The 23,996-nt window shown below is 66.2% G+C and carries 23 protein-coding genes and 1 pseudogene; 13 read left to right on the forward strand and 11 right to left on the reverse strand.

The window, feature by feature from the left end; translation table 11 throughout:
- The first annotated feature begins 91 nt into the window (after positions 1-91).
- The 7 genes from ACK41U_RS03765 (at position 92) to ACK41U_RS03795 (ending at position 7,784) form a co-directional block, all read left to right on the forward strand.
- Positions 92-1,417 carry an aspartate aminotransferase family protein gene (locus ACK41U_RS03765; RefSeq protein ID WP_409676149.1) on the forward strand — a complete coding sequence of 442 codons (1,326 nt, stop codon included), beginning with the start codon at positions 92-94 and terminating at the stop codon, positions 1,415-1,417.
- A gap of 81 nt (positions 1,418-1,498) precedes the next feature.
- On the forward strand, positions 1,499-2,764 hold the full coding sequence (locus ACK41U_RS03770) for a Zn-dependent hydrolase (RefSeq protein ID WP_409676152.1): 1,266 nt from the start codon (positions 1,499-1,501) through the stop codon (positions 2,762-2,764).
- A 66-nt stretch (positions 2,765-2,830) separates the two neighbouring features.
- Positions 2,831-4,282 carry a dihydropyrimidinase gene (gene hydA / locus ACK41U_RS03775; RefSeq protein ID WP_409676231.1) on the forward strand — a complete coding sequence of 484 codons (1,452 nt, stop codon included), beginning with the start codon at positions 2,831-2,833 and terminating at the stop codon, positions 4,280-4,282.
- A 1-nt stretch (position 4,283) separates the two neighbouring features.
- Positions 4,284-5,057 carry an ABC transporter ATP-binding protein gene (locus ACK41U_RS03780; protein WP_409676155.1) on the forward strand — a complete coding sequence of 258 codons (774 nt, stop codon included), beginning with the start codon at positions 4,284-4,286 and terminating at the stop codon, positions 5,055-5,057.
- A complete protein-coding gene (locus tag ACK41U_RS03785; protein WP_409676158.1) occupies positions 5,050-5,937 on the forward strand; it encodes an ABC transporter permease in 888 nt (295 codons plus the stop codon). Before ACK41U_RS03780 ends, ACK41U_RS03785 begins: the two co-directional genes overlap by 8 nt.
- Positions 5,934-6,767: an ABC transporter permease gene (locus ACK41U_RS03790; protein WP_409676161.1), complete on the forward strand. Its 834-nt coding sequence runs from the start codon at positions 5,934-5,936 to the stop codon at positions 6,765-6,767. Before ACK41U_RS03785 ends, ACK41U_RS03790 begins: the two co-directional genes overlap by 4 nt.
- Before the next feature lie 33 nt (positions 6,768-6,800).
- Positions 6,801-7,784 carry an ABC transporter substrate-binding protein gene (locus ACK41U_RS03795; RefSeq protein WP_409676164.1) on the forward strand — a complete coding sequence of 328 codons (984 nt, stop codon included), beginning with the start codon at positions 6,801-6,803 and terminating at the stop codon, positions 7,782-7,784.
- A 54-nt stretch (positions 7,785-7,838) separates the two neighbouring features.
- On the opposite strand, the gene ACK41U_RS03800 is transcribed toward ACK41U_RS03795, so the two are convergent.
- Positions 7,839-10,976, reverse strand: a complete 3,138-nt coding sequence (locus ACK41U_RS03800) for an efflux RND transporter permease subunit (protein WP_409676167.1) — start codon at positions 10,974-10,976, stop codon at positions 7,839-7,841.
- A 12-nt stretch (positions 10,977-10,988) separates the two neighbouring features.
- Positions 10,989-12,206: an efflux RND transporter periplasmic adaptor subunit gene (locus tag ACK41U_RS03805; RefSeq protein WP_409676170.1), complete on the reverse strand. Its 1,218-nt coding sequence runs from the start codon at positions 12,204-12,206 to the stop codon at positions 10,989-10,991.
- A gap of 403 nt (positions 12,207-12,609) precedes the next feature.
- On the opposite strand from ACK41U_RS03805, the gene ACK41U_RS03810 reads away from it, so the two are divergent.
- The gene (locus ACK41U_RS03810) at positions 12,610-13,710 is read left to right on the forward strand and encodes a mechanosensitive ion channel family protein (RefSeq protein WP_409676173.1); all 1,101 of its coding nucleotides are present in this window, start codon (positions 12,610-12,612) and stop codon (positions 13,708-13,710) included.
- Here the strand turns inward: ACK41U_RS03810 and ACK41U_RS03815 are convergent.
- From ACK41U_RS03815 to ACK41U_RS03825, 3 genes are read right to left on the reverse strand one after another with little or no spacing between them, the layout of a single operon-like run.
- Positions 13,670-14,053, reverse strand: a complete 384-nt coding sequence (locus ACK41U_RS03815; protein ID WP_409676176.1) for a GtrA family protein — start codon at positions 14,051-14,053, stop codon at positions 13,670-13,672. The two genes, ACK41U_RS03810 and ACK41U_RS03815, sit on opposite strands and share 41 nt — an antisense overlap.
- A 17-nt stretch (positions 14,054-14,070) precedes the next feature.
- The gene (locus ACK41U_RS03820; protein WP_409676179.1) at positions 14,071-15,183 is read right to left on the reverse strand and encodes a glycosyltransferase family 2 protein; all 1,113 of its coding nucleotides are present in this window, start codon (positions 15,181-15,183) and stop codon (positions 14,071-14,073) included.
- 54 nt (positions 15,184-15,237) lie between these two features.
- Complete coding sequence (locus ACK41U_RS03825) at positions 15,238-16,455, reverse strand: glycosyltransferase family 87 protein (protein WP_409676182.1); 1,218 nt, start codon at positions 16,453-16,455, stop codon at positions 15,238-15,240.
- Positions 16,456-16,695: 240 nt separating this feature from the next.
- Here ACK41U_RS03825 and ACK41U_RS03830 point away from each other — a divergent pair, with 240 nt between their 5' ends.
- Positions 16,696-17,478, forward strand: a complete 783-nt coding sequence (locus tag ACK41U_RS03830) for a CatB-related O-acetyltransferase (RefSeq protein ID WP_409676185.1) — start codon at positions 16,696-16,698, stop codon at positions 17,476-17,478.
- Here ACK41U_RS03830 and ACK41U_RS03835 read toward each other — a convergent pair.
- The gene (locus ACK41U_RS03835; RefSeq protein ID WP_409676188.1) at positions 17,400-18,173 is read right to left on the reverse strand and encodes an ArsR/SmtB family transcription factor; all 774 of its coding nucleotides are present in this window, start codon (positions 18,171-18,173) and stop codon (positions 17,400-17,402) included. The two genes, ACK41U_RS03830 and ACK41U_RS03835, sit on opposite strands and share 79 nt — an antisense overlap.
- A gap of 68 nt (positions 18,174-18,241) precedes the next feature.
- On the opposite strand from ACK41U_RS03835, the gene ACK41U_RS03840 reads away from it, so the two are divergent.
- The gene (locus ACK41U_RS03840) at positions 18,242-18,562 is read left to right on the forward strand and encodes an NIPSNAP family protein (RefSeq protein ID WP_409676191.1); all 321 of its coding nucleotides are present in this window, start codon (positions 18,242-18,244) and stop codon (positions 18,560-18,562) included.
- Positions 18,559-18,918 carry an antibiotic biosynthesis monooxygenase family protein gene (locus ACK41U_RS03845; RefSeq protein ID WP_409676194.1) on the forward strand — a complete coding sequence of 120 codons (360 nt, stop codon included), beginning with the start codon at positions 18,559-18,561 and terminating at the stop codon, positions 18,916-18,918. The genes ACK41U_RS03840 and ACK41U_RS03845 overlap by 4 nt, the downstream gene beginning before the upstream one ends.
- 19 nt (positions 18,919-18,937) lie before the next feature.
- Here ACK41U_RS03845 and ACK41U_RS03850 read toward each other — a convergent pair whose 3' ends face one another.
- From ACK41U_RS03850 to ACK41U_RS03865, 4 genes are all read right to left on the reverse strand, one after another.
- Positions 18,938-20,197 carry an MFS transporter gene (locus ACK41U_RS03850; RefSeq protein WP_409676197.1) on the reverse strand — a complete coding sequence of 420 codons (1,260 nt, stop codon included), beginning with the start codon at positions 20,195-20,197 and terminating at the stop codon, positions 18,938-18,940.
- Between the two features lie 149 nt (positions 20,198-20,346).
- Positions 20,347-20,664 carry an ArsR/SmtB family transcription factor gene (locus tag ACK41U_RS03855; protein ID WP_409676200.1) on the reverse strand — a complete coding sequence of 106 codons (318 nt, stop codon included), beginning with the start codon at positions 20,662-20,664 and terminating at the stop codon, positions 20,347-20,349.
- Positions 20,665-20,776: 112 nt separating this feature from the next.
- On the reverse strand, positions 20,777-21,250 hold the full coding sequence (locus ACK41U_RS03860; RefSeq protein WP_409676203.1) for a DUF1203 domain-containing protein: 474 nt from the start codon (positions 21,248-21,250) through the stop codon (positions 20,777-20,779).
- A 59-nt stretch (positions 21,251-21,309) separates the two neighbouring features.
- The gene (locus tag ACK41U_RS03865) at positions 21,310-22,245 is read right to left on the reverse strand and encodes a DMT family transporter (protein ID WP_409676206.1); all 936 of its coding nucleotides are present in this window, start codon (positions 22,243-22,245) and stop codon (positions 21,310-21,312) included.
- A 162-nt stretch (positions 22,246-22,407) separates the two neighbouring features.
- Here ACK41U_RS03865 and ACK41U_RS03870 point away from each other — a divergent pair, with 162 nt between their 5' ends.
- Both ACK41U_RS03870 and ACK41U_RS03875 read left to right on the forward strand, forming a co-directional pair.
- Positions 22,408-23,040, forward strand: a complete 633-nt coding sequence (locus ACK41U_RS03870; protein WP_409676209.1) for a LysE family translocator — start codon at positions 22,408-22,410, stop codon at positions 23,038-23,040.
- 122 nt (positions 23,041-23,162) lie between these two features.
- Positions 23,163-23,693, forward strand: coding sequence for a DUF3291 domain-containing protein (locus tag ACK41U_RS03875; protein ID WP_409676212.1), 531 nt, complete (start codon positions 23,163-23,165; stop codon positions 23,691-23,693).
- A 91-nt stretch (positions 23,694-23,784) separates the two neighbouring features.
- Here ACK41U_RS03875 and ACK41U_RS03880 read toward each other — a convergent pair.
- Positions 23,785-23,996: pseudogene (locus ACK41U_RS03880) on the reverse strand (PLP-dependent aminotransferase family protein); the annotation flags it as partial.

The following is a 23,996-nucleotide window of genomic DNA, read 5'->3' on the forward strand; positions in this document are numbered from 1 at the left end:
ATCCGGCGCCGCATCACGACGCTTGACTGCCACATGACCCGTGCTAGCCTGATCCTGACCGATTGGTCAATATTCCGCGAGGATGATCCCCATGCCGCTTGACCGCAAGCCCGCCCCGAATGACCTGCGTGCCTTCTGGATGCCCTTTACCGCCAACCGGCAGTTCAAATCGGCGCCGCGCATGTTGGTCGCCTCGAAAGACATGCACTATACCGCCGCCGACGGGCGCCAGATTCTGGACGGCACGGCGGGTCTGTGGTGCTGCAACGCGGGCCATTGCCGCCCCAAGATCACCGAGGCCGTGCAGGCGCAGGTGGGCGAGCTGGATTACGCCCCCGCCTTTCAGATGGGTCATCCGCTGGCGTTCGAGCTGGCCAACCGGCTGGTCGACATTGCCCCCGAGGGGATGGAGCATGTGTTCTATTGCAACTCGGGGTCCGAGGCGGTGGATACGGCGCTGAAGATCGCGCTGGCCTATCACCGCGCGCGCGGCGACAGCGCCCGGACCCGGCTGATCGGGCGCGAGCGCGGCTATCACGGCGTGGGCTTTGGCGGCATTTCGGTCGGCGGCATCGTCAACAACCGCCGCCATTTCGGCACATTGCTGGCGGGCGTCGATCACCTGCCCCACACCCATCTGCCCGAGAATGTCTTTACCAAGGGCCAGCCCGAGCATGGCGCGCATCTGGCCGACGAACTGGAACGGATCGTGGCGCTGCACGGCGCCGAGACCATCGCGGCCGTGATCGTCGAGCCGATGGCAGGCTCGACCGGCGTGCTGATGCCGCCCAAAGGCTATCTGGAACGCATGCGCGAGATCACGAAAAAGCACGGCATCCTGCTGATCTTCGACGAGGTGATCACCGGGTTCGGCCGCCTTGGCAGCCCCTTTGCCGCGCAGCATTTCGGGGTCGTGCCCGACATGATCACCTGCGCCAAGGGGCTGACGAACGGGGTCATTCCGATGGGGGCGGTGCTGGCCAGCGCGCAGATCCACGACGCCTTCATGCAGGGCCCCGAGCATATGATCGAGCTGTTTCACGGCTATACCTATTCCGGCAACCCGATCAGCTGCGCCGCCGCCATCGCCACGCTGGACACCTATGCCGAAGAGGGTCTGCTGACCCGCGCCGCCGGTCTGGAGAGCTATTGGCAAGAGGCGATCCACGGCCTGCGCGAGCATCCGCATGTCGTCGACATCCGCAATATGGGCCTGATCGGCGCGGTCGAACTGGCCCCGATCCCGGGCGAGCCGGGCAAGCGCGGCTTTGACGTGTTCGTGCGCGCCTATGAGGCGGGCATCCTGATCCGCGTGACCGGCGACATCATCGCCATGTCGCCGCCGCTGATCATCTCGGAGGCGCAGATCGACCATCTGATCGGCACGCTTGGCGAGGTGCTGAAGACCACCGCCTGACCACCACCGCCTGAGGGGCGGCCCACCCATCACGCCGACCCCCGCACAAAGACGGGGGCGGCCCGACAGGAAGGACACAAGATGAGCGACAAGAGCGCGACCCTGACGGCTGCCAATATGGCGGTCAACGGTGTGCGGCTGTGGGACAGCCTGATGGAGATGGCGCGGATCGGGCCGGGCGTGGCGGGCGGCAACAACCGCCAGACGCTGACCGATGACGATGCGCGGGGCCGGGCGTTGTTCCGGTCATGGTGCGAAGATGCCGGCATGAGCATGGGTCTGGACCGCATGGGCAATATGTTCATGCGCCATGAGGGGACCGAGCCGGATCTGGACCCGGTCTATATCGGCAGCCATCTGGACACCCAGCCAACGGGGGGCAAATATGACGGGGTTCTGGGCGTGCTGGCCGGGCTGGAGGTGATCCGCTCGATCCGCGATCTGGGCATCCGCACCCGCCGACCCGTCGTGGTGGTGAACTGGACCAACGAAGAGGGCACGCGCTTTGCCCCCGCCATGCTGGCCTCGGGCGTGTTTGCGGGCGTGCATGACGAGGATTACGCCAACAGCCGCGAGGATGCCGAGGGCAAGCGGTTCGGCGACGAGCTGGACCGGATCGGCTGGCGCGGCGATGAGGCGCCCGGCGCGCGGCCCATCCATGCCATGTTCGAGCTGCATATCGAGCAGGGGCCGATCCTTGAGGCCGCAGGCAAGGAGATCGGCGTGGTGACCCATGGCCAGGGTCTGTGGTGGCTGCAGGTCACGCTGACCGGCAAGGACGCCCATACCGGCAGTACGCCGATGGCAATGCGGGTCAATGCCGGTCTGGGCATGGCGCGGATCATCGAGGCCGTCCACCGGATCGCCATGGATCACCAGCCAGACGCGGTGGGCGCGGTGGGTCAGGCGAATGTCTTTCCCAACAGCCGCAATGTCATTCCCGGCAAGGCGGTGTTCACCATCGACTTCCGCTCGCCCGATCTGGGCAAGCTGACCTCGATGCGGGCGCGGCTGGAGGCGGAGGCGGCTGAGATTGCCTCTGAACTGGGATTGGGGATCGGGATCGAGCCGGTGGGGCATTTTGATCCGGTGACCTTCGATGCGGGTCTGGCCGACAGTCTGCGCGCGGCAGCCGGGCGGCTGGGCTATGGGCATATGGATGTCGTCTCGGGCGCCGGGCATGATGCCTGCTGGATCGCCCGCGTCGCGCCGACGGTGATGATCATGTGCCCCTGCGTGGGCGGGCTGAGCCACAATGAGGCCGAAGAGATCACGCCGGACTGGGCGCGGGCGGGGGCGGATGTGCTGCTGCATGCGGTGCTGGATGCCGCAGGGATTGTCCGCTGACGCGGACGCAGGCCGGGGGTTTCACCCCCGGACCCCCAGGATATTTGGATGAAGAAGAGGGACGGGATGAGCACGGTCATCAGGGGCGGCACGGTTGTTACGGCGGATCTGAGCTATGACGCGGATGTGCTGATCGAGGGCGGGAAGATTGTCGCGATCGGGCAGGGGCTGGTGGGCGACCGGGTGCTGGATGCGGGCGGCTGTCTGATCATGCCGGGCGGGATTGATCCGCATACGCATCTTGAGATGCCGTTCATGGGGACCTATTCCGCCGATGATTTCGAAAGCGGCACGCGGGCGGCGCTGGCGGGCGGGACCACGATGGTGGTGGATTTCGCCCTGCCCTCGCCCGGTCAGGGGCTGCTGGATGCGTTGCAGATGTGGGACAACAAGGCCGGGCGGGCGCATTGCGATTACAGCTATCACATGGCGGTGACCTGGTGGGGGCAGCAGGTGTTCGACGAGATGGCGGCGGTGGTGGATCGCGGCATCACCAGTTTCAAGCATTTCATGGCCTATAAGGGCGCCTTGATGGTGAATGACGATGAGCTGTTCGCCAGCTTTCGCCGGGTGGGCGATCTGGGCGGGTTGGCCATGGTGCATGCCGAAAACGGCGATGTCGTGGCAGAGCTGTCGGCGCGTCTGCTGGCCGAGGGGAATTGCGGCCCCGAGGCGCATGCCTGGTCGCGCCCGCCGCAGGTCGAGGGCGAGGCCACCAACCGCGCGATCATGGTGGCCGATATGGCGGGGGTGCCGCTGTATGTCGTGCATACCTCGTGTGAGGACAGCCACGAGGCGATCCGGCGGGCGCGTCAGCAGGGCAAGCGGGTCTGGGGCGAGCCGCTGATCCAGCATCTGGTGCTGGATGAGAGCGAATATTTCCACGCCGACTGGGATCATGCCGCGCGGCGGGTCATGTCGCCGCCGTTCCGCAACAAGGCGCATCAGGACAGCCTGTGGGCCGGGCTGCAATCGGGCAGCCTGTCGGTGGTGGCCACCGATCACTGCGCCTTTACCACCGCGCAGAAGCGCTATGGTGTGGGCGATTTCACCAAGATCCCGAATGGCACCGGGGGCCTGGAGGACCGGATGCCGGTTCTGTGGACGCAAGGCGTGGGCACGGGCCGGCTGACGCCCAATGAGTTCGTGGCCGTCACCTCGACCAATATCGCCAAGATCCTGAACCTGTATCCGAAAAAGGGCGCGGTGCTGGTCGGCTCGGATGCCGATCTGGTGGTCTGGGACCCGCAGGCGGAAAAGGTCATCACGGCGGGGGCGCAGCAATCGGCCATTGATTACAACGTCTTTGAGGGTCAGCAGGTCAAGGGTCTGCCCCGTTTCGTTCTGACGCGCGGGGTGGTTGCGGTAACCGAAGGCGCGGTGGACAGCCGCGAGGGGCATGGCGAATTCGTCGCCCGCAAGCCGCGCCCGGCCGTGAACCGCGCCCTGTCCGCCTGGAAAGAGCTGACCGCGCCGCGGCCCGTTGAACGCAGCGGCATTCCGGTCAGTGGCGTCTGAGATGGCCGTCATCGAAGCCCATCGCGTCAGCCTGACATTCCAGACCGCCGACGGGCCGGTGCATGCGTTGAAAGACGTGGACCTGTCCGTCGCGCCGGGCGAATTCGTCAGCTTTATCGGGCCATCGGGCTGCGGCAAGACGACCTTTCTGCGATCCATTGCGGCGCTGGAAACGCCGACCGGGGGCAGCCTGCGCATCAACGGCATGGAGCCGGATGCGGCGCGGCGCGCGCGGGCTTACGGCTATGTGTTTCAGGCGCCGGGCTTGTATCCTTGGCGGACGATTTCGGGGAATATCTCGTTGCCGCTGGAGATCATGGGGTTTTCGCGGGCTGACCGCGCCGAACGCATCGCCCGTGTGATGGATCTGGTCGAGCTGTCGGGCTTTGGCGGCAAATATCCGTGGCAGCTGTCGGGCGGCATGCAGCAGCGCGCCAGCATCGCCCGCGCGCTGGCCTTTGACGCCGACATCCTGCTGATGGACGAGCCCTTTGGCGCGCTGGACGAAATCGTGCGCGACCGGCTGAACGAGGCGCTGCTGGCGCTGTGGCGCAAGACCGGCAAGACCATCGGCTTTGTCACCCATTCGATCCCCGAGGCGGTCTATCTGTCCACCAAGATCGTCGTCATGTCGCCGCGTCCGGGGCGGATCACCCGCATCATCGACAGCCCCCTGCCGCCCGAGCGCCCGCTGGAGATCCGCGACACGCCGGAGTTCATCGCGCTGGCCCATGAGGTCCGCGAAGGGCTGCGCGAGGGGCATGGGCATGGCTGAGGCCCGACGCCTGTTTGGCGGCAATCTGCTGCCGGTCCTGACCGTGCTGCTGGTCATCGTCGCGGTCTGGTATCTGGCCGCGATCCGCATGAATGCGCAATGGGAGCGGGATCAGGCCGCCCGCGCGGGCGTCGAAATCCCCATGTCGCAGATGATCCCGGCCACGCTGTCGCAGGACCGGCCCGTGCTGCCCGCGCCGCATCAGGTGGCGCAGGGGCTGTGGGAGGGGGTGACCGGGCAGGCCATCACCTCGCGCCGCAGCCTTGTCTGGCATGGCTGGGTCACCCTGTCGGCGACGCTGGCGGGGTTTGCCATGGGCACCGGGGCGGGCATCCTGCTGGCCATCGGCATCGTCCACAGCCGCGCCATGGATCAGTCGGTCATGCCCTGGGCGGTGGCCAGCCAGACGGTGCCGATCCTTGCGATTGCGCCGATGGTGATCGTGGTGCTGGCCTCGGTGGGCGTGACCGGGCTGCTGCCCAAGGCGATCATCGCGGCGTGGCTGTCGTTCTTTCCGGTGCTGGTCGGCATGGTCAAGGGGCTGCGCACGCCCGACGGCATGCAGCTGGACCAGATGCGCAGCTGGAGCGCGGGCGGCGCGCAGGTGCTGTGGCGGCTGCGGCTGCCCTCGTCCCTGCCCTATCTGTTCGCCAGCCTCAAGGTTGCCATTGCCGCCGCACTGGTGGGAACGATCGTGGCCGAGCTGCCCTCGGGCGCGACGGCGGGTCTGGGGGCGCGGCTGCTGTCTGGCAGCTATTACGGGCAGACGGTGCAGATCTGGTCGGCGCTGTTCGCCGCCGCCATCCTTGCCGCCACGCTGGTCGCCCTCGTCGGTCTGATCGAGCGGGCGACCCTGTCCCGCATGGGGCTGGCACGATGAGCGCGCTGCCGATCCTTGGGGTCTGGCTGGGCGGGCTGGCGCTGAACCTGTGGCTGGCGCGGTTCGGAACGCGGGCCAGCCGCACCGCCGTGGCGGTGATCTTCGGCGCCACGATCATCGCGCTGTGGGAGATGACCGTGCGCATCTATCAGGTGCCGACCGTGATCCTGCCCGCGCCCAGCCTGATCGCGCAAAGCGTGATGGACAACCGCAGCATCCTGTGGACCGACTTCGTGCAGACGATCCTGAAAGGCGCATTGTCGGGCTGGGTCATCGGGGCCGCCGCCGCCGTGGCCACTGCCATCGCCATCGACCGCAGCCCGTTCCTGCAGCGCGGGTTGCTGCCCATCGGGAATTTCGTGGCCGCCCTGCCCATCGTCGGGATCGCGCCCATTCTGGTGATGTGGTTCGGGTTCGACTGGCAGTCCAAGGCGGCGGTCGTCGTGGTGATGGTGTTCTTTCCGATTCTGGTGAACATGGTCGCAGGCCTGAAGGCGACCGAGGCGATGCAGCGCGACCTGATGGCCAGCTGGGCCGCGCCCTATTGGCCCGCGCTGTGGAAACTGCGCCTGCCCGCCGCAATGCCGTTCCTGTTCAACGGGCTCAAGATCACCACCACGCTGGCGCTGATCGGGGCCATCGTCGCCGAGTTTTTCGGCAGCCCCACGCGGGGCATGGGGTTTCGCATCTCGACCGCGGTGGGGCGTCTGGACCTGCCGCTGGTCTGGGCTGAAATTGTCGTGGCGGCCCTTGCAGGCACGCTGTTCTACGGGCTTGTCGCGCTGATCGAAAAGAAGGTGACCTTCTGGCACCCGTCGCAGCGCGGCTGATCGGGCATCCGCCCACCAACAGGAGAGACGCTGATGAAACGACTGATGATGTCCGCCGCAGGGCTGGCGCTGATCGCGGGCGCGGCCCATGCCGACGAGCTGACGCTGCAGCTGAAATGGGTCACGCAGGCCCAGTTCGCAGGCTATTACGTCGCGCAGGAACAGGGGTTCTATGAGGAAGAGGGGCTGGATGTCACCATCCTGCCGGGCGGCCCCGACGTTGCGCCGACGCAGGTTCTGGCAGGCGGCGGCGCCGATGTCATCGTCGAATGGATGCCCGCCGCGCTGGCCGCGCGTGAACGCGGCCTGCCGCTGGTCAATATCGCCCAGCCCTTCAAGGCCTCGGGCATGATGCTGACCTGCCTGCGCGAAACCGGGATCGAGAACCCGGAAACCGACTTTGCCGGCAAGACGCTTGGCGTCTGGTTCTCGGGGAACGAATATCCGTTCCTGTCGTGGATGAACACGCTTGGCCTGTCGACCGAGGGTGGCGAGGGCGGCGTGACCGTGCTGAAACAGGGGTTCAACGTCGATCCGCTGCTGCAAAAGCAGGCCGCCTGCATCAGCACCATGACCTATAACGAATACTGGCAGGTGATCGACGCAGGCATCAGCGACGAAGATCTGGTGACCTTCAAATACGAGGATCAGGGCGTCGCCACGCTGGAAGACGGCCTCTATGTGCTGGACTCCACGCTGGAGGACGAGGCGATGGTGGACAAGCTGGCCCGTTTCGTGCGCGCCAGCATGAAGGGCTGGGACTATGCCGCCGAGAACCCGGATGCGGCCGCCGAAATCGTGCTGGAGAACGACGAATCCGGCGCGCAGACGCTGGAGCATCAGACCCGCATGATGACCGAGATCGCCAAGCTGCTGGAAGGCTCGGACGGGACGCTGGACGAGGGCGATTACCAGCGCACCGTCGATACGCTGCTGGCAGGCGGTTCGGACCCGGTGATTTCCGCCGCCCCCGAAGGCGCGTTCAGCACCGCCGTCACCGACCGCGCGTTCCAGTAAATCCCCGACCGGATTGCGACAGGGCCGCCCCTTGGGGCGGCCCTTTGTCATGGCCTATTCGGCGGGCTGCGGGCCCTGAACCCCCCGCCGCTTGTCGCGGCGGCGGGCCGCGCGATCTGCCGCGCGCAACCGGCGGCGGCCATCCCAGGCCAGCAGCGTCGGCGTCAGCAGCAGCGTCACCGCCGTCGCCACCACCAGACCGCCCGCAATCCCGGTCGACAGCTGGATCCAGAACTGCCCCGAGGGCGCCCCGAAGAACAGATCGCGCCCGGTAAAGTCAATGGTCATGCCCAGCACCATCGGCATCAGCCCGATCACCGTCGTGCCCGCGGTCAGCAGAACCGGGCGGAACCGTTCAGCAGCGGCGCGGCGCGCGGCATCGTCGGGCGCGACGCCATTGCCGCGATGCTCGTTATAGGCGTCGATCAGCACGATATTGTTGTTCACGACCACGCCGGCCAACGCCATGATGCCGATCCCGCTCATCACGATCGAGAACGGCTCCTGCCGGATCATCAGGCCAAGGAAAACACCGGCAATCGAGAAGATGATCGCGGTCAGGATCAGGAAGGCCTGATAAAAGCTGTTCATCTGGATCAGCAGAATGGTGAACATCAGAAACAGCGCCACCAGAAAGGCGCCGACAAGGAAGGTCATCGCCTCCTGCTGGTCCTCGATCTCGCCGCCGAAATTGATGTCCACATCCTCGGGCAGACCCGCCTCGGCGATCGCTGCGGTGATGCGGTCCAGTTCAAGCGCCAGCGTCGTGCCCGGCGCCAGATCCGCCGACAGGGTCTGCGTCTCGCGCGCGGCCACACGCGTAATCGCGGCGGGCGCAGGCGCCGGGATGATCTGCACCACGTTCGAGATCGGAACCTGCCCCGCCGCGACATTCACCCGCAGATTGGCAAGGTTCTCGAAATTGCGCTGTTCGGGCGGATAACGCAGGGCAATATCGACCTCTTCATCAGCAAAATCAGGCAGGTAGGTTCCAAGGCTGACGCCGTTTGTCAGCAGCCGCACCGCCGTGCCGATCGTGTCCATATCGACGCCGTAGCGCGCCGATTCCTCGCGGTCGACAACCAGCCGGATCTCGGGGTTCGGGCGTGGCGTGTCATTGGCGATATCGACAAAGCTGCCCGCCTCGATCATCAGCTGCTCGATCCGCTCGGCGGCGGCCTGCAAAGTGGCGCGGTTCCCGGCCGAGACCTCGATCTGCACCGGGCGCGAGGCGGCAGGCCCGGACGCCGCCGCCTCGACCTGAATGCCCAGACCCGGCAGAGTCTCGGTCAGGGCCCGCATCTCGTCGATGATCTCGCCCGAGCGGCGGCGGGCCTGCCAGTCAAGGAACTCGACCTGGATCTGGCCGATCACGTCCGACGAAAGCTGCGAGCGGACCCGTTCCTCGACCGAGCCGATGGTGCGGGCATAGACGCTTTCGATCCCCTCGACGCCGATCACGCGATGCTCGACCATCCGCACCAGCTGATCGGCCTCCTGCACCGACAGGTTGCCATTGGCCGAGATCTGCACCTGCGCACGTTCCGCATCGGTCGCGGGGAAGAAATCCACCCCACGGCCCAGCAGCGAATAGGCGTAAAACACCATCAGCAGGCCCAGAATGGCCAGCCCAAGCGTGGTGCCGGGCCTGCGCACCGTCCAGCGCGAAAAGCGGTTCATGGCCGAGGGCACCTCGCCCTCGTCGGCAGCCAGATTGCCGTCGCCGCCGCCGCCCAGAATGGTGCCGGTGACGGGCACGAAGATCAGCGCCATGGCCAGCGACATCAGCAGCGTGGCGATCATGGTGGCGGGCAGGTAGAACATGAACTGCCCCGCCAGACCGGGCCAGAACAGCAGCGGAAAGAACACCGCCAGCGTCGTCGCGGTCGAGGCGGTGATGGGCCATGCCATGCGCTGCGCGGCCATGCGGAAGGCGTCGAACTTGTTGTGGCCTTTGGCGATCAGCCGCTCGCCCATCTCGACCACCACGATGGCGCCGTCGACCAGCATCCCCACGACAAGGATCAGCGCAAACAGAACGATCACATTCAGCGTGAAGCCAAGCGCCCAGATGATCAGGATGCCGCCCAGAAACGAGCCGGGGATCGCCACCGCCACCAGCAGCGAGGCGCGCACGCCCAGAAACAGCACCGTGACCAGCATCACCAGCACCACGGCAGCGATCACATTGTTCTGCAGATCCGACAGCAGGTCGCGCATCTCGACCGACTGGTCGTTCATGAAGTTGACCTCGATCTGATCGGACAGGCCCGAGGTCATCTGCGCGACCTCGGCCCGGACCGCCTCGACCGTGTCGATGACATTCGCGCCCGCCGATTTGCGCACGTCGATGGCCAGCGCGGGCCGCCCGTCGATCCGGGCATAGCTGATCGAATCCTTGAAGGTCTGGCGCACCTCGGCCAGATCCTGCACCCGCAGCACGGTCGGGCCGTTGACCAGCACCGGGATCGACATGATCTCGTCCAGCCTGACCACGGTGCCGGGAATCGAGACGCCTAGCCGCCCCGCGCCGGTATCGAACGAGCCCACCGCGATCAGCTGGTTGTTGGCCTGCACCGCCTGCGCCAGCTGGCCGGGCGAGATGCCATAGGTCTCCATCGCCAGCGGGTCGATCAGCACTTCCAGCTGATCCTCGCGGTCGCCGGTCAGATCGGCCTGCAGCACGCCGCTGACCGTCTCGATCCGGTCCTTCATCTGGCGGCCAAGCCGGATCAGCTCGCGTTCGGGCACCTGCCCCGACAGCGCGACGGTCAGGATCGGGAACATCGACATGTCGATTTCGCGCACGAACGGCCCGTCGGCCGCCGTCGGAATATCGGGGCTGGCATCGTCCGCCGAATCCTTGACCGATTGCAGCGCGCTGTCCTGATCAAAGCCGGGGCGGAATTCCAGCTGGACCGAGGCATAGCCCTCGCTGGCCTTGGTCGTCATCCGGCGCAGCCCGTCCAGCGAATTCACCTGCCGCTCGATCGGCTCGGCCAGCAGCTTGGCGGCATCCTCGGCGCTGACGCCGCTATAGGTCACGTTGACGATAAAGATCGGAATATCGACCTCGGGCATCGATTCCTTGGGGATCGTCACATAGGCATAAAAGCCCGACAGGATCAGCGCGACCATCACCAGCACAACGGTCCGCGCGCGCGAGAAGGCGGCAGCGATCAGGGAATTCATCGCCCGCCCCCCTCAGTTTTCGGTGGTGGGGCTGGCGGCGGCGGGTGGCTCGGCGGCATTCGCGGCCCCCAGCAACGCCTCGGCCGCGTTCTGCGAGGCGGGATCTGCGCCGCCCGACTGCTGTTCCATCAGCGCATCGCTGTCGCCGCCCAGCACGCCGCGGAATTCGTCGGGCGTCTCCGAGACCTGTGCGCGCTGACCGTCGTTCAGCGCGCCCTGCGAGATGGTCACGATACGCACCTCTTCAGGCAGGCCGGCGACCCAGATCGCCTCGGCCCGCGCCTGCACGATCTCCAGCGGGACAAAGCGCAGCGTCTCGCCATCCTCATCCACGATCATCACGCCGATGCGCCCGGCATCGTCCAGCCGGATCAGCGCGGGAGAGATGCGATGCGCGCGCTGCTCCTGCATCGCCAGCGAAATCTCGGCGGACAGACCGGCGGGAATGACGCTGTCGGGGTTGTCGATCTCCAGTTCGACGCGGAAGGTGCGGGTCTGGGTCGTGGCCACCGGCGAGATATAGCTGACCGTGCCGACAGCCTTGCGCCCGCCCTGAAACGCGACATCGGCGGTCTGACCCAGCGAGACCGAGGTGATCTCGTTCTGGCGCACCTCGATCTCGGCAATCAGCGGATCGTTGTTCACGATCTCCAGAACCTCGCCCCCGGCCTGAACAAAGCTGCCCAGTTCCGAGATGACGCGGCTGACCGTGCCACTGATGGGGGCGCGCAGACTGGTGTTCTGCAGCTCCAGTTCGGCGGCCCGCAGATCTGCCCGCGCCGATTCCAGCGCGGCAAAGCGCGATTGCAGTTCCGCCTCGGAGGTCACGCCGCGCGCGCGCAACTGGCGCGCGGCCTCGTGATCGCGTTCGGCGCTGCGCAGTTCCGCCTCGGCACGGGCCACGCCCGCCTGCCGGTCATCGGCCGACAGCCGTGCGATCTGCTGACCCTGCTCGACGCGGTCGCCCTGCCGCACGACCTCTTCGACGATGCCGCCGGTGCGGCTGCGCAGGATCGAGGTCTGGTTCGGCACGATATTGCCGTACAGCACGACGCGCGGACGGATCGTCTCGGCCGTGCTCAGATGCGCGGCGACATTGGGCAGCGGCGGCTCGACCCGCACGGGCGCTTCGGGGGGGGTGCTGTTCAGCATGCCGCCGCCGATCCAGAAGGCCAGAAACCCCAGAATTGCCAGAAACACCAGCGTCGAAGAAGACATCAGTCGCGACATAGGAAACCACATTGAATTGAGGCACGGCGGCCATGGGTCAGGCGCGAACGCCTCGGCAATTCCGAAAAGCTGGCAACAGGCACACAGATGGAGATTTGCGGCCCGAAGGTCAACCTTCGTGTCCCGAACCACGGGTCCGCGCACGGCCATTTTACAGTCCCTGCCACGACAGGCCGATATGTCGCAGCCTCCTGAAATGCCGGACCGGCGCCCCGTCGAATGGCAACCCGCCGCGTCGTCATTGCCCCGCTGCCCATGCAGGCGGCACAGGATCGCGATTGTGGGCAGATCACCCCGCCCGCGCCCGCGCAGCTGGCGCGAGGGTGGCGGGCTATGGAACATGTCATCACGGCGGGCCGTTCCGCCGGGTAACCTGATACCGACCTGACGGACGAGGCACTCCATGACCCGCGCGACCGAGACGACCCTGATCTTTGCTCTGACCCTGGGGCTGTCCTGGCTGGGCTGGCTGCTGATCCGCAGGATCACCTCGCGGCTGATTGCGGGGCGCAGCGATTTCTGGCGCCCGCTGCTGACGCGGACCCAACGGCCCGTGCAACTGGCCCTGATCATCGGCGGTGCATCCGTCGCCGCGCGACTGGCGCCACTGGCGCCCTCGGAGGCCGGGGTGCTGCGTCATCTGCTGCTGCTGGCCTTCATCGCCTGTCTGACACTGGTGGCGCGGGCCGCCTTGCAGATCTGGATGGCGCTGCATCTGCGGCGCTTCCGCATGGATGTCGAGGACAACCTGCTGGCCCGCAAACACGTCACCCAGTCGCGCATCCTTCAGCAGGTCGGCGATGTGCTGATCATCGTGGTGGGTTTCAGCGCGATGTTGATGACCATCGACGGCGTGCGGCAATACGGGGTCAGCCTGCTGGCCTCGGCGGGAGCTGCGGGTCTGGTGGTCGGTCTGGCGCTGCAACCGGTCCTGCGCAACCTGTTCGCGGGCATCCAGCTGGCGCTGACCCAGCCCATCCGCATCGACGACGCCGTCATCATCGAGGGCGAATGGGGCAATATCGAAGAGATCGGCAGCACCTATGTCGTCGTGCGCATCTGGGACAAGCGCCGCCTGATCGTGCCGCTGACCTATTTCATGGACCAGCCCTTTCAGAACTGGACCCGCAACGACGCGACGCTGATCGGGGTGGTGATGATCTATGTCGATCACGAGGTCGACGTCCCCGCCCTGCGCGCCGAGGCCGAGCGGATCGTCCGCGCCTCGCCCCTGTGGGACCGCGATGTCTTTGCCGTGCAGGTCACCGATTTCCGCGAGACCGTGGCCGAGCTGCGCATCCTTGCCAGCGCCCGCAATGCCGGACGCGCCTTTGACCTGCGCTGCGAGATCCGCGAGCAGGTGCTGGCCTATCTGCAGCGCGACCAGCCGCAGGCCCTGCCGCGACGTCGCAACAGCCTGACCCTGGATCAGAGGTCCGTGGACGCAATGGCCGCGGCGGGGTCTATTCCAGCGACCGGCGGCGGAACACCCAGAACCGGTTGATGACGAAACTCAGCGCCGGAACCAGCACGACGCCCAGCACAAAGCCCGTCTGATAGCCAAGCCCCAGCACCTGCACGCTGACGGCCATGGTCGCCATATTCGCCGCAAGCCCGATGGCCAGCGACACCGCAAAGCGCAGCATCTGCGCCGTGCCATGGCGGCTGCGGTCATGAAAGACCCACAGGGACTGGCCCAGATAGGTGACCGACAACGCCACCAGAAAGGCGATGCCGTTGGCGGGCGCAGGCGCGACGGACAGCTGTTCGACCGCAAGGACCAGAACCGCGAAATGCACCGCCGTCGCCGTGATCCCGACCACGGCAAAGCGCGACAGTTCCGTCATGACGGGCCGCATGCGTGTCATTCGCCGGCTGTGGCCGCCATGGCGCGGCGCGGCAGCGCGGGCAGCATCTCTGGCTCGGCGCCGATGCCGATGCCGATGCCGATCTGCTCGCTGACCAGATAGATCGGGCGTTGCTTGGATTCGATATAGAGACGGCCCAGATATTCGCCGATGATCCCCAGCGAGATCAGCTGAACCGCGCCCAGCATCAGAACGACCGCCATCAGCGACGCATAACCGGGCACGTCGCGCCCCAGAAACAGCGTCTGCAGGATAATCGTCACCGTATAGAGGATCGACACCAGCGCGACCGTGCCGCCCACATAGGTCCAGACCCGCAGCGGAACGGTCGAAAAGCTGGTCAGCCCGTCCAGCGCAAAGTTCCACAGCTTCCAGTAGTTGAACCGGGAACTGCCGACCGAGCGCGCGGGCCGGGCATAGGGCACCCCGATGCTGCGAAAGCCCACCCAGGCAAAGATCCCCTTCATAAAGCGATTGCGTTCGCGCAACAGCAGCGTCGCCTCGACGGCAGCGCGGCTCATCAGCCGGAAATCGCCCACATTCGGTTCGATCTTCAGCGACGAGAGGCGGTTGAACAGGGAATAGAACAGCCCGGCCGAGCCGCTTTTGGCCACCGTGTCGCTGCCCCGGTCGGTGCGCTGGCCGAACACGACATCATAGCCCTCGCGCCACAGCCGGACGAAATCGACGATCAGTTCGGGCGGGTCCTGCAGATCGACATCCATCGGGATCACCGCATCGCCGCTTGACGCCTCAAGCCCGGCGGTCAGCGCAGCCTCTTTGCCGAAGTTGCGCGTCAGCCGCACCAGGCAGACCGACGGGTCGCGTTCATGCGCCGCCTGCACCGCCAGACTGGTGCCATCGGTCGAGCCGTCATCGACAAAGATGATCTCATAGCCGATGTCGTCCATCGAGCGCAGCACGCCGGTGATCCGGTCAAGGAACAGCCCGATGGCGTCCTCTTCGTTCAGCACCGGCACCACGATCGACAGGCGCCGCCGGGACACGGGCGTCATCGCCGCCACCGGGCGTGCGTGACCGATCACGGCTGAACCCGGACCGCGATAAGGCGCACGGTCGCCGCCAAGACGCTGATCTTCAGGACCCATGATCAGTCTCCCTCACAGCCGCAGGTGTTGATGTCGTGGAATGTTGCATGGCGCTCACCTTTGGGCTGCGGCCAGTGACGGCTGCACCCCCTCCTGCGGCTTTCGGCACACGACAAGATACAGCGCCAGAATGCCCAGCACGGCGATTTCACGCGTCCGCGCCATCAGCGCCAGATCCAGCTTTTCCCAGATGCGTTGCGGAAAGAAGATCACAAAGGCCAGCGCACAGATCAGCAGCAGCAGCCCCGGCTTGCGCCGCGCCGCCAGCAGCAGCGGGCAGGCAATCACGGCGACCGGCGCGAGGTCATAGTCATGCGCAAACAGGAACAGGAACGAGATGAGCAGGATCGCATTGATCAGCCAGATCGTCTCGTAATGCCGTCGCATCATGAACAGCCCGATCAGCGCAGCGATGCCGGGCAGGATCAGCGACGGCACCTCGATGCCGACACTGGCCAGCACGCTGCGGATGCCGAAGACATGCTTGAAGGTGACGACGTTATAGATCGTGTCCTGATATTCCCCCAGCGTGCCCGCCCAGGCCAGCCACGAGCCGCTCAGCCCGTTCGTGATCATCGGCCAGGCCGAGATCACGACGGTTGTCGCAGCGGCAGTCGCCACCAGAACCCACCGGCGGTCCAGCACGAACCACAGCCCCACCAGAAAGGCCAGCTGCGGCTTGAACGCGCTGAGCCCCAGCAGCACCCCCGCCACGACATCCAGCCGCCGGTCCGCCATCAGCCAGCAACCATAGACGCAGGCCGCCGAGATCAGCGTCATCTGCCCCATCCACACGACATGCGCCGAGAACGGATTGCCGATCACGATGGACGATGCGATCAGCGCGATGGCAGCCGCTTGCGGGCCCCCGTCAGGCGCGGTTTTCGCCGCACCCAGATGGATGAACGCCACCAGAATGCCGATCGCCACCAGATTGAGCGCCCCGATCAGGATCTGGGCCAGCTCGACCGATCCGGGCGACAGGATCATGGCGACGGGGAATGCGTTCGGCGGATAGGCAAAGTTGCCCGAATCAATGTCCAGCAGCGTCTTCATCGCGCCTTTGAAACTGTCGACATCATAGGGGCTGCTGAACTGCCCCCACATTTCGCCCGCAATATAAAGGTATCGCATGTCAAAGGCGAACAGCGTGCCCCCGCGCCCGACACCCATATATCCGAACAGGGTCAGCGCCAGCACGCTCAGCGCAAGAAAAACAACCGGAATCGCGGTTCCGACCGCACGACCGGACGCAGCAACAGACAGACTCATGACCACTCCACACACAAAACATTTGCCTGCACTATATAGCAGGATGTCCGGTCACTGTGAGCGTTTTTTCAGGCAAGGCCCAAGAATGCCGCAGATGATGCAAATCCGCATGCGATCCGGGCGGCAAGCCGCGCCATGCCGGGTGCGGCGGCAGGATCCGGGATCTTCGTTTAAGTTTGTCTGATGTAATGCTATTGCACAATAGCTTGAGCATAATATTGCGCCGTGGAAGATCCGCCGATGAAAACCAACCCCGAGACCTGGGCCGCGCTGGCGAAAGACTATCGCATCAAGGTTGACGGCCCGTGGTGCAGATCCGTCGTCATGCGGCCGGGGCACCGGATCGAGGCTCAGGTCTTCTCGTCCTCATCCCTCGAACATGTGCAGTCGATGGGCGCCTTCTCGATCATCCGGCACGGCGCGGCGATCAGTGCCGCCCGCATCGGTCGCTTTTCGGCCATCGGCGCCCAGCTCGTCTGCGCGCCACCCGAGCACCCGATTGATGGCATCGGCATGTCATCGGCATTCCTGCAAAGCTACGACTGGGCCGAAGGCGGGCCGGGCTTTTACGCCGTTCCGCTGTCCGGGCGGCACCTGACATCAGAGGTGGTTACCATCGGGTCGGACGTCTGGATCGGGCGCGATGTCTATCTCCGGGGGGGCATCACCATCGGCCATGGCGCGGTGATCGCCGCCCGGTCGGTGGTGACCCGCGACGTCGCCCCCTATGAGATCGTCGCCGGGACACCCGCCCGAAGACTCCGCGATCGTTTTCCGCCAGGGATCGTTGCCGACCTGCTGACCACCCGCTGGTGGGATCTGGACCCGCAATGGATGACGGAAGTCGATCAGAACAACATCGAGGCATGCGCCGAGTTTCTGACCAGCGAGAGGCACCGTCTGTCGCCCCTCTGGCCCAGGGCCGTGGTCTTTACCGAGGAAGGCTATCGCGAAGAGGGCGGCCCGCCGGCCAAGACTTCGCCATGGTCGCCGCTGGCCATTTTCAGGCGTCGCCCTGTCTGAGTCACCTTCGGAGGTGACAGGGCCGGTGCCTGACGCAACCACGCCAGAAAGCGCCTCTCGCCCTCGGGGCTGAAGGCGATGACGCGCGAGGCAGGCACCCGTCGCGCCCAGCACAGCGCCAGCAGCCGGTCCAGCATCGCCTTGCCGACCTGCCCGGCCAGATGATGCCGCCGCTGGCTCCAGTCCAGACAGCTGCGGCAGAGCGGGCGGTTGCTGCGCGGCAGATCGCCGGGGGTCACGCCGATCTCGGCCAGCTTTGCCCAGCCGTGATCCGTCACGCCCGGATCGTCCGACAGCCAGCCGTCCTGTTGCGCCCGGTCAAACAGCATGACGCCCATCTCCCCGGCCAGATGGTCATAGCAGATGCGGGCCTTGCGCAGCGGCATGTCCCTTGGCCCGGTGCGCAGCGGTGGGGCGGCATCGCTGGAAAACACCATCAGCGCCTCCAGCAGCGCCGCGACATGCGGCCCGGCCAGCCGGAAATAGCGGTGGCGGCCCTGCGCCTCGACGCACAGCACCTCACCCTCGACCAGCCGGGCCAGATGGCCGCTGGCGGTCTGTCTGGTGATCCCGCCCACCCCTGCCAGTTCGGTCGCGGTCAGGGCACGCCCGTCCATCAGCGCCAGCAGCATGGAACTGCGCGCCGGGTCGGCGACCAATGCCGCGATGCGGGCGATGTCGGGGCCTTCTCTCATGGTTCGGTGATAGCCGAACCATTGCCGCGCGCCAACCGGCTATCAGCGAGGAAGAGAAAGGAACCGCAATGATCACCTGCATTATCACCTATGACATCGACCCGAACCGGCGCGAACTGTTCGAGGAATATGCCCGCAACTGGGGCCGGTGCATCCCGCGCTGCGGCGCCAGTCTCACCGGCTATTTCGCCCCGCATGAGGGATCGGCCAGCACCGCCTATGGCATTTACTCCCTGCCCTCGCTGGCCGGGTACGAGGCCTATCGCGCCCGTCTTGCCGCCGACCCTCTGGGCCGCGAGAATTACGATTTCGCCCGTCGCGAAGGCTTTATCCGCCGCGAAGACCGGCTGTTCGTCAAACTGGCCTCGGCGCCGCACGGGTCCGCATGATCGCGGTCATCTTCGAGGCGGAGACCACAGCCGCGACGCAATCGGAGTATCTGGAGCTTGCGGCGGTTCTGCGGCCCCTGCTGGCGCAGATCGACGGCTTTGTCTCGATCGAGCGGTTCACCAGCCTGACCACGCCGGGCAAGGTTCTGTCGCTGTCCTTCTGGCGCGACGAGGCGGCGATTGCGGCGTGGCGCAACCTGCCCCAACACCGCAAGGTGCAGGCGGCGGGGCGCGACCATGTCTTCACCGGCTACCGCCTGCGGATCGCCGCCGTTCTGCGCGATTACGGCCGGGATGCCCGCGATCAGGCCCCCGCCGACAGCCGCAATGCCCACAGCGGCGGGGCGGGCCACTGACGCGGATCACTGACGCGGATCACTGCGGCACATTCCTGATGGGCAGTGCGGGGGCCGTCCGAAGCGGCGGCACCACACCGACCCGCCGAAGGTTCCGGTGCAGCACCAGCAACGCGATCAGGCCCGCCGCCGCCAGTGCCAGGGCGGCACCCACTGCCCAGACCATCGAATAGGCAGCCGCAGCCCAGGCAAAGAGGAACGGCGATGACGCGCCCAGAATATTGCGGATCGCCGCCAGCCGCCCCAGCCGCCGCCCCAGACCGGAGGCCCCGAACAGGGCGACGGGGACCGCGCCGCGCACGATGCTGGACAGCCCCGCCCCGCCCCCCATGATCGCGGCGAAGGCAAAAGCCAGCAGCACGGCCTGTCCCGGCAGAAGCAGCAGGACGATCGCCGTGACGATCGCCGCCGCAGACAGGATCGCGACGAATAACGGGTGCCGGTTGCGCCACATGGTCGCATCCATCAGGCGGACGGCAACCTGCGCCGGGCCCATCACCATCGCGGCAAGATAGGCCGCCTCGCCAAGATGCAGGGACCGCAGGATCTCGACCAGATGGACGGTGATGGCCGATATCGCCATGCCGGTCAGCGCAAAACCCAAGGCCAGCAGCCGGAAGGCACGGCGCGCAACCATCTCGCTCATGGCGGACGGCGCCCATGAGGGCGGCGGCGTCGCACGACCGGTCGGGGGAGCCGGCGTCTCCCTGACCGGCAGGGCCGTCATGGCGAAATGCAGGGCCGCGCAGACCAGATGCGATGCCGCAAAGACAAGCTGGGTGCCGCGCCAGCCGACCGCCTCCACCAGCACACCGCTGAGCGGCCAGAAGATTGTCGAGGCAAAGCCCGCGATCAGGGTCAGCTGTGTGATGGCCTTCCGTGTCTCGCCCGGACGTTTCTGCGCCAGCATGGAAAAGGCCGCGTCATAGAGGACGGCAAAGCTGATCACCTCGATCAGGATCGTGAGGGCGCCAAAGGCATAGATGTCGGGCGCCCAGGCCAGCAGGGTCAGAAGAACCGCCATGGCAAGGCTGCCCGCCGTCATGACCCGCCCCGCCCCGATGCGGTCCAGCAGCCCGCCCAGGGCTGGCGCGATGACCCCGCCCAGCAGCAGACCTGCCGAAAGCAGGCCGAACAACAGCGGCTCACTGACGTCGAACTCTTGCGCCACCGCAGGCGCAAGGATCGGGAAGGCGTAGTAGATTGATCCGTAGCCGATGATCTGCGTCGCCCCGAGGGCCGCGACCAGCGGGATCTGACGTGGCGGGATCAGGCGCATCTTCTGGGGGCCTCATTCATCGCTGCAGGTGCCGGGCATCGGGTGCATGACCGTGCCATGGCCGACGGAAAGGTCAGGCGACAGACCGGCGCAATTACCACCAAATCACCGGATTTATGGTCCATGATGACCCGCAAAGCTGCGCCGCGTCATGCGGCATCCCCGGTGGGTGTCATGGCCACGCCCGCGCAGCATTCCGCGGTCAGAAACTCCAGCACACGGTGCATGGCGGGATAGTCGACGCGGTTGAACACCTCGCGCCCCTCGCGTTTCTGCAGCACCAGACCCGCCTCGACCAGCGCAGAAAGATGATGGGCCAGCGTCGATGGCGCTAGGCCCAGATGCTCGCCGATATCGCCGACCCTGAGGCCCTCCTCCCCCGCCCGGACCAGCAGGCGAAAGATGGCAAGGCGGGCGTCATGTCCAAGGGCGGCAAGCGCACGGGCGTTGGGGCTGATCGTTGTCATGGGCCGAGATAGAACGACTTATCCGGTTTTGTAAAGGATTCGATCCGGGCGATGACCGGATCGTGTCGCATCGGTGGCCCCGCTGCCGCGCGGCGGCGACGGGCTTGCCGCCCTAGCCCCGCCGGACGATCCGCGTCAGAAAGCAGTTGTTGCGGGCGGACCGCACATCGACAAAGCTGATCTCGGGTCGCTCCAGCAGCCCGGCGGCATAGGCTGCGATGTCATCCTTTGCCACGATGCGCCCGGTGCCATAGCGGATACGTTGATCCGCCGTATAGCCTTTCAGCAGGTAGTCGGGGCTGGATGTCAGCACCGGTGGAAGGCCGGGATCCGTCCATGGCTGGCACGCATCGGCACACAGGAAGATCGGGCCGGTCTCGGCATAGGGGTGCAGACCGTCAAAGGGCCGGAAGGCCAGAATCAGCATCCCTGCGCCTTTGGGCACAAAACCCAGACAGTGCCGGCAGGGGTTGCCGTTGCCATCAGAGGCGACACGCTCGGCCGGGCGACCATAGGCATCAGGGCCGCCCTCTCTCAACGCGGCGACCCGGCCGCCCGGCAGCGGGGTGAATTTGATCTGTTCCATATGGGTTCTCCTGAGGGTGAGTAAATTCTTCGCATGATGCGACCCGCGCCATCGGTGCATCACGCGGTGCCTTTCCGGTGGGTGCGGATGGCCCGCCATGGCCGCCCGTCGATGGCCGCCAGCCCGGCACCGATCAGCGCCATTCCTGCGAGATGCCGCGGGTGCAGAACCTCGCCCAGAAACAGGGTGCCCAGCAGGATGGCGCTGACCGGGACCAGAAACGTCACCAGCAGCAGGTTGGTCGCCCCCGCCGTGGCGAGGATGCGGAAATAGAGCACATAGGCCAGCGCGGTGGACATCGCCGCCAGCCCGATCAGCGCGAGGATCACCGGCAGGCCGGGGGCAGGCAGGCTCCATGGCCGGTCCAGCACCATCACCATCGGCAGCAGGATCAGGCTGGACGCGATGACCTGCCCGGTCGCAGTGCTCATCGGGCCAAGGCCCATGGCCCGGAACCGGCGCCCGTAGATCCCGGCACAGGCATAAGAGACCGCAGCGGCAAGGCAGATCACCTGCGCCACGACATGCACCCCCAGATCGCGCAGCGCATCCGCCCCGATCATCACCGCCACCCCGGCAAATCCGGTCAGAACACCGGCCAGCTTGCCGCCCGTCATGCGCTCGTCCCGGGTCAGGAGATGCGCAAGGATGACGGTGAACAGCGGCGTCGCCGCGTTCAGGATCGAGGCCACGCCCGAGGCGACATGCTGCTGCCCCCAGACGATCAGCGAAAACGGAATGGCGTTGTTCAGCACTCCCATCCCGAGGAAGGCCGCCCAGATCCGCCGGTCGCGCGGCATCCGCTCGCCGCGCAGGCGCAGGATGGCCAGCAGGATCAGCGCCGCCAGTGCCACGCGGGACAGAACCACGGTCAGGACCGGGATCTCGCGCAGGGCGATGCTGTTGAAGAAGAACGACCCGCCCCACAGGACCGAGAGGGCCAGCAGCATGATCCATTCGTGCAGGCTCATCGGGCGTTGAACTGATTGCGGCATGGTCCCTCCGGCGTTTCATGGGACGATAGGCCGGGGCTGTGGGCCGGGGGGCGCGCATTTCGGGCGCCGCATTCCGGTTTTCCGCAATGGCGCGCGCAGGTTGTCATTGCGTTCGGGCCCTGCGACTGGCCTTACTGCGGGCACATCCTGCCCGGAGGACCCATGCCTGATCTTGCCAGCCTGCTTGCCTTCGCAGCCATTTCGCTGGGGATGGTGCTGACGCCGGGACCCAATATGGTCTATCTCATTTCGCGGTCGATCTGTCAGGGCAGGACAGCGGGACTGATCTCACTGGGTGGGGTGGCGTTGGGCTTCGTCTTTTACATGATCTGTGCGGCACTGGGGATCACCGCCCTCGTGATGGCCGTGCCGTTTGCCTACGATGCGTTGCGGTTTGCCGGGGCGGCCTATCTGCTGTATCTGGCGTGGCAGGCGCTGAAGCCCGGGGGCCGGTCACCCTTTCAGCTTCGCGATCTGCCTGCGGATGGGCCGCGCAGGCTGTTCCTGATGGGGTTTCTGACCAACCTGCTGAACCCCAAGATCGCGGTGATGTATCTGTCGCTGCTGCCGCAGTTCATCAGCCCCGGAAACGGCAGTGTCCTTGCCCAATCCCTGATCCTCGGCCTGACGCAGATCGTGATCAGCATCAGCGTGAACGCCCTGATCGCCATCGGCGCGGGAAGCATCGCGGTGTTTCTGGCGCGGCGTCCGGTCTGGGCCGTGGTGCAGCGCTGGCTGATGGGAACTGTGCTGGCTGCCCTGGCGCTGCGCATGATGGCCGAAGCCCGGCGCTGACGGGCTGGCTGTTGCACACCTGCCCCTGTGGTCACCGGCATCTGACCCCGGCTCTTTACGATCATTCCGCTGGCAGGCTACCATAGGGCGACCGTCCGGAACCCCAGCTCAGATCGGGAAATATGCCGCTCGCCCTCTACACGTTTGGCATGTTTGCAAAGCTGTCAGAAGATCCGGCCAATGATGGGTTCCACCAGCTCAACGATCCGGTCTTTGCCGTGGTCGACCACGCCGAGGGGCTGATCGCGCGATCCGGCTATGCCTCGGATGCCGGTCCCGGCCCGTGGGGAGACGAGGTCTATCCGAGGTTCTATGAGGAACGCGGCGATGGCTGGTCGCCCGCGACCCTGTCGCTCTGGACCGATCTGGAGTCGCTGTTCTCGTTCACCTATTCCGGGCTTCATGCGGTCGCGCTGAGGCGCGGACGCGAATGGTTCGAAAAGCCCCGCTGGCCGCCGCTCGTGCTGTGGTGGCACAGGGAGCCGGGCTATCCCGACTGGGCAGACGGGGTTCACCGGCACGAGATGCTGCACGACCGCGGCCCGTCGCCCGCGGCGTTCAGTTTCAAAGAGCCCTTTGACGAAAACGGTGCCGCGACCAGTCTGGACAAGGACCGGATCCGCAAACTGCGGCAGGCGGGCGGGCCGGACTGAACCGAACCACATCTGCACCGGCCGCATTCAAACCGGCCGCATTCAAACGGTCCGGGCCGGGTGACAGGCCGCATCCGACAGGATCAGCGCGTCAGCACGTCCCTTTCGTCGCGCGGCGCAGCACCTCATAGGCCCGTGGTGACATCTGGGTCACGTTGAAGCGCATGAACCCGCCCGCCCCGCCCGAGGGGCTGAAGACCGGGCCGGGGGCCAGCACCACCTGATCCTCCAGCGCGCGCCGGGCCAGATCTGCGGCGCAGGCACCTCCCGGCAGTTCGCACCACAGATAGAACCCGCCGCGCG

It is taken from the genome of Paracoccus sp. (in: a-proteobacteria), from assembly GCF_046289755.1.
Taxonomy (GTDB): domain Bacteria; phylum Pseudomonadota; class Alphaproteobacteria; order Rhodobacterales; family Rhodobacteraceae; genus Paracoccus.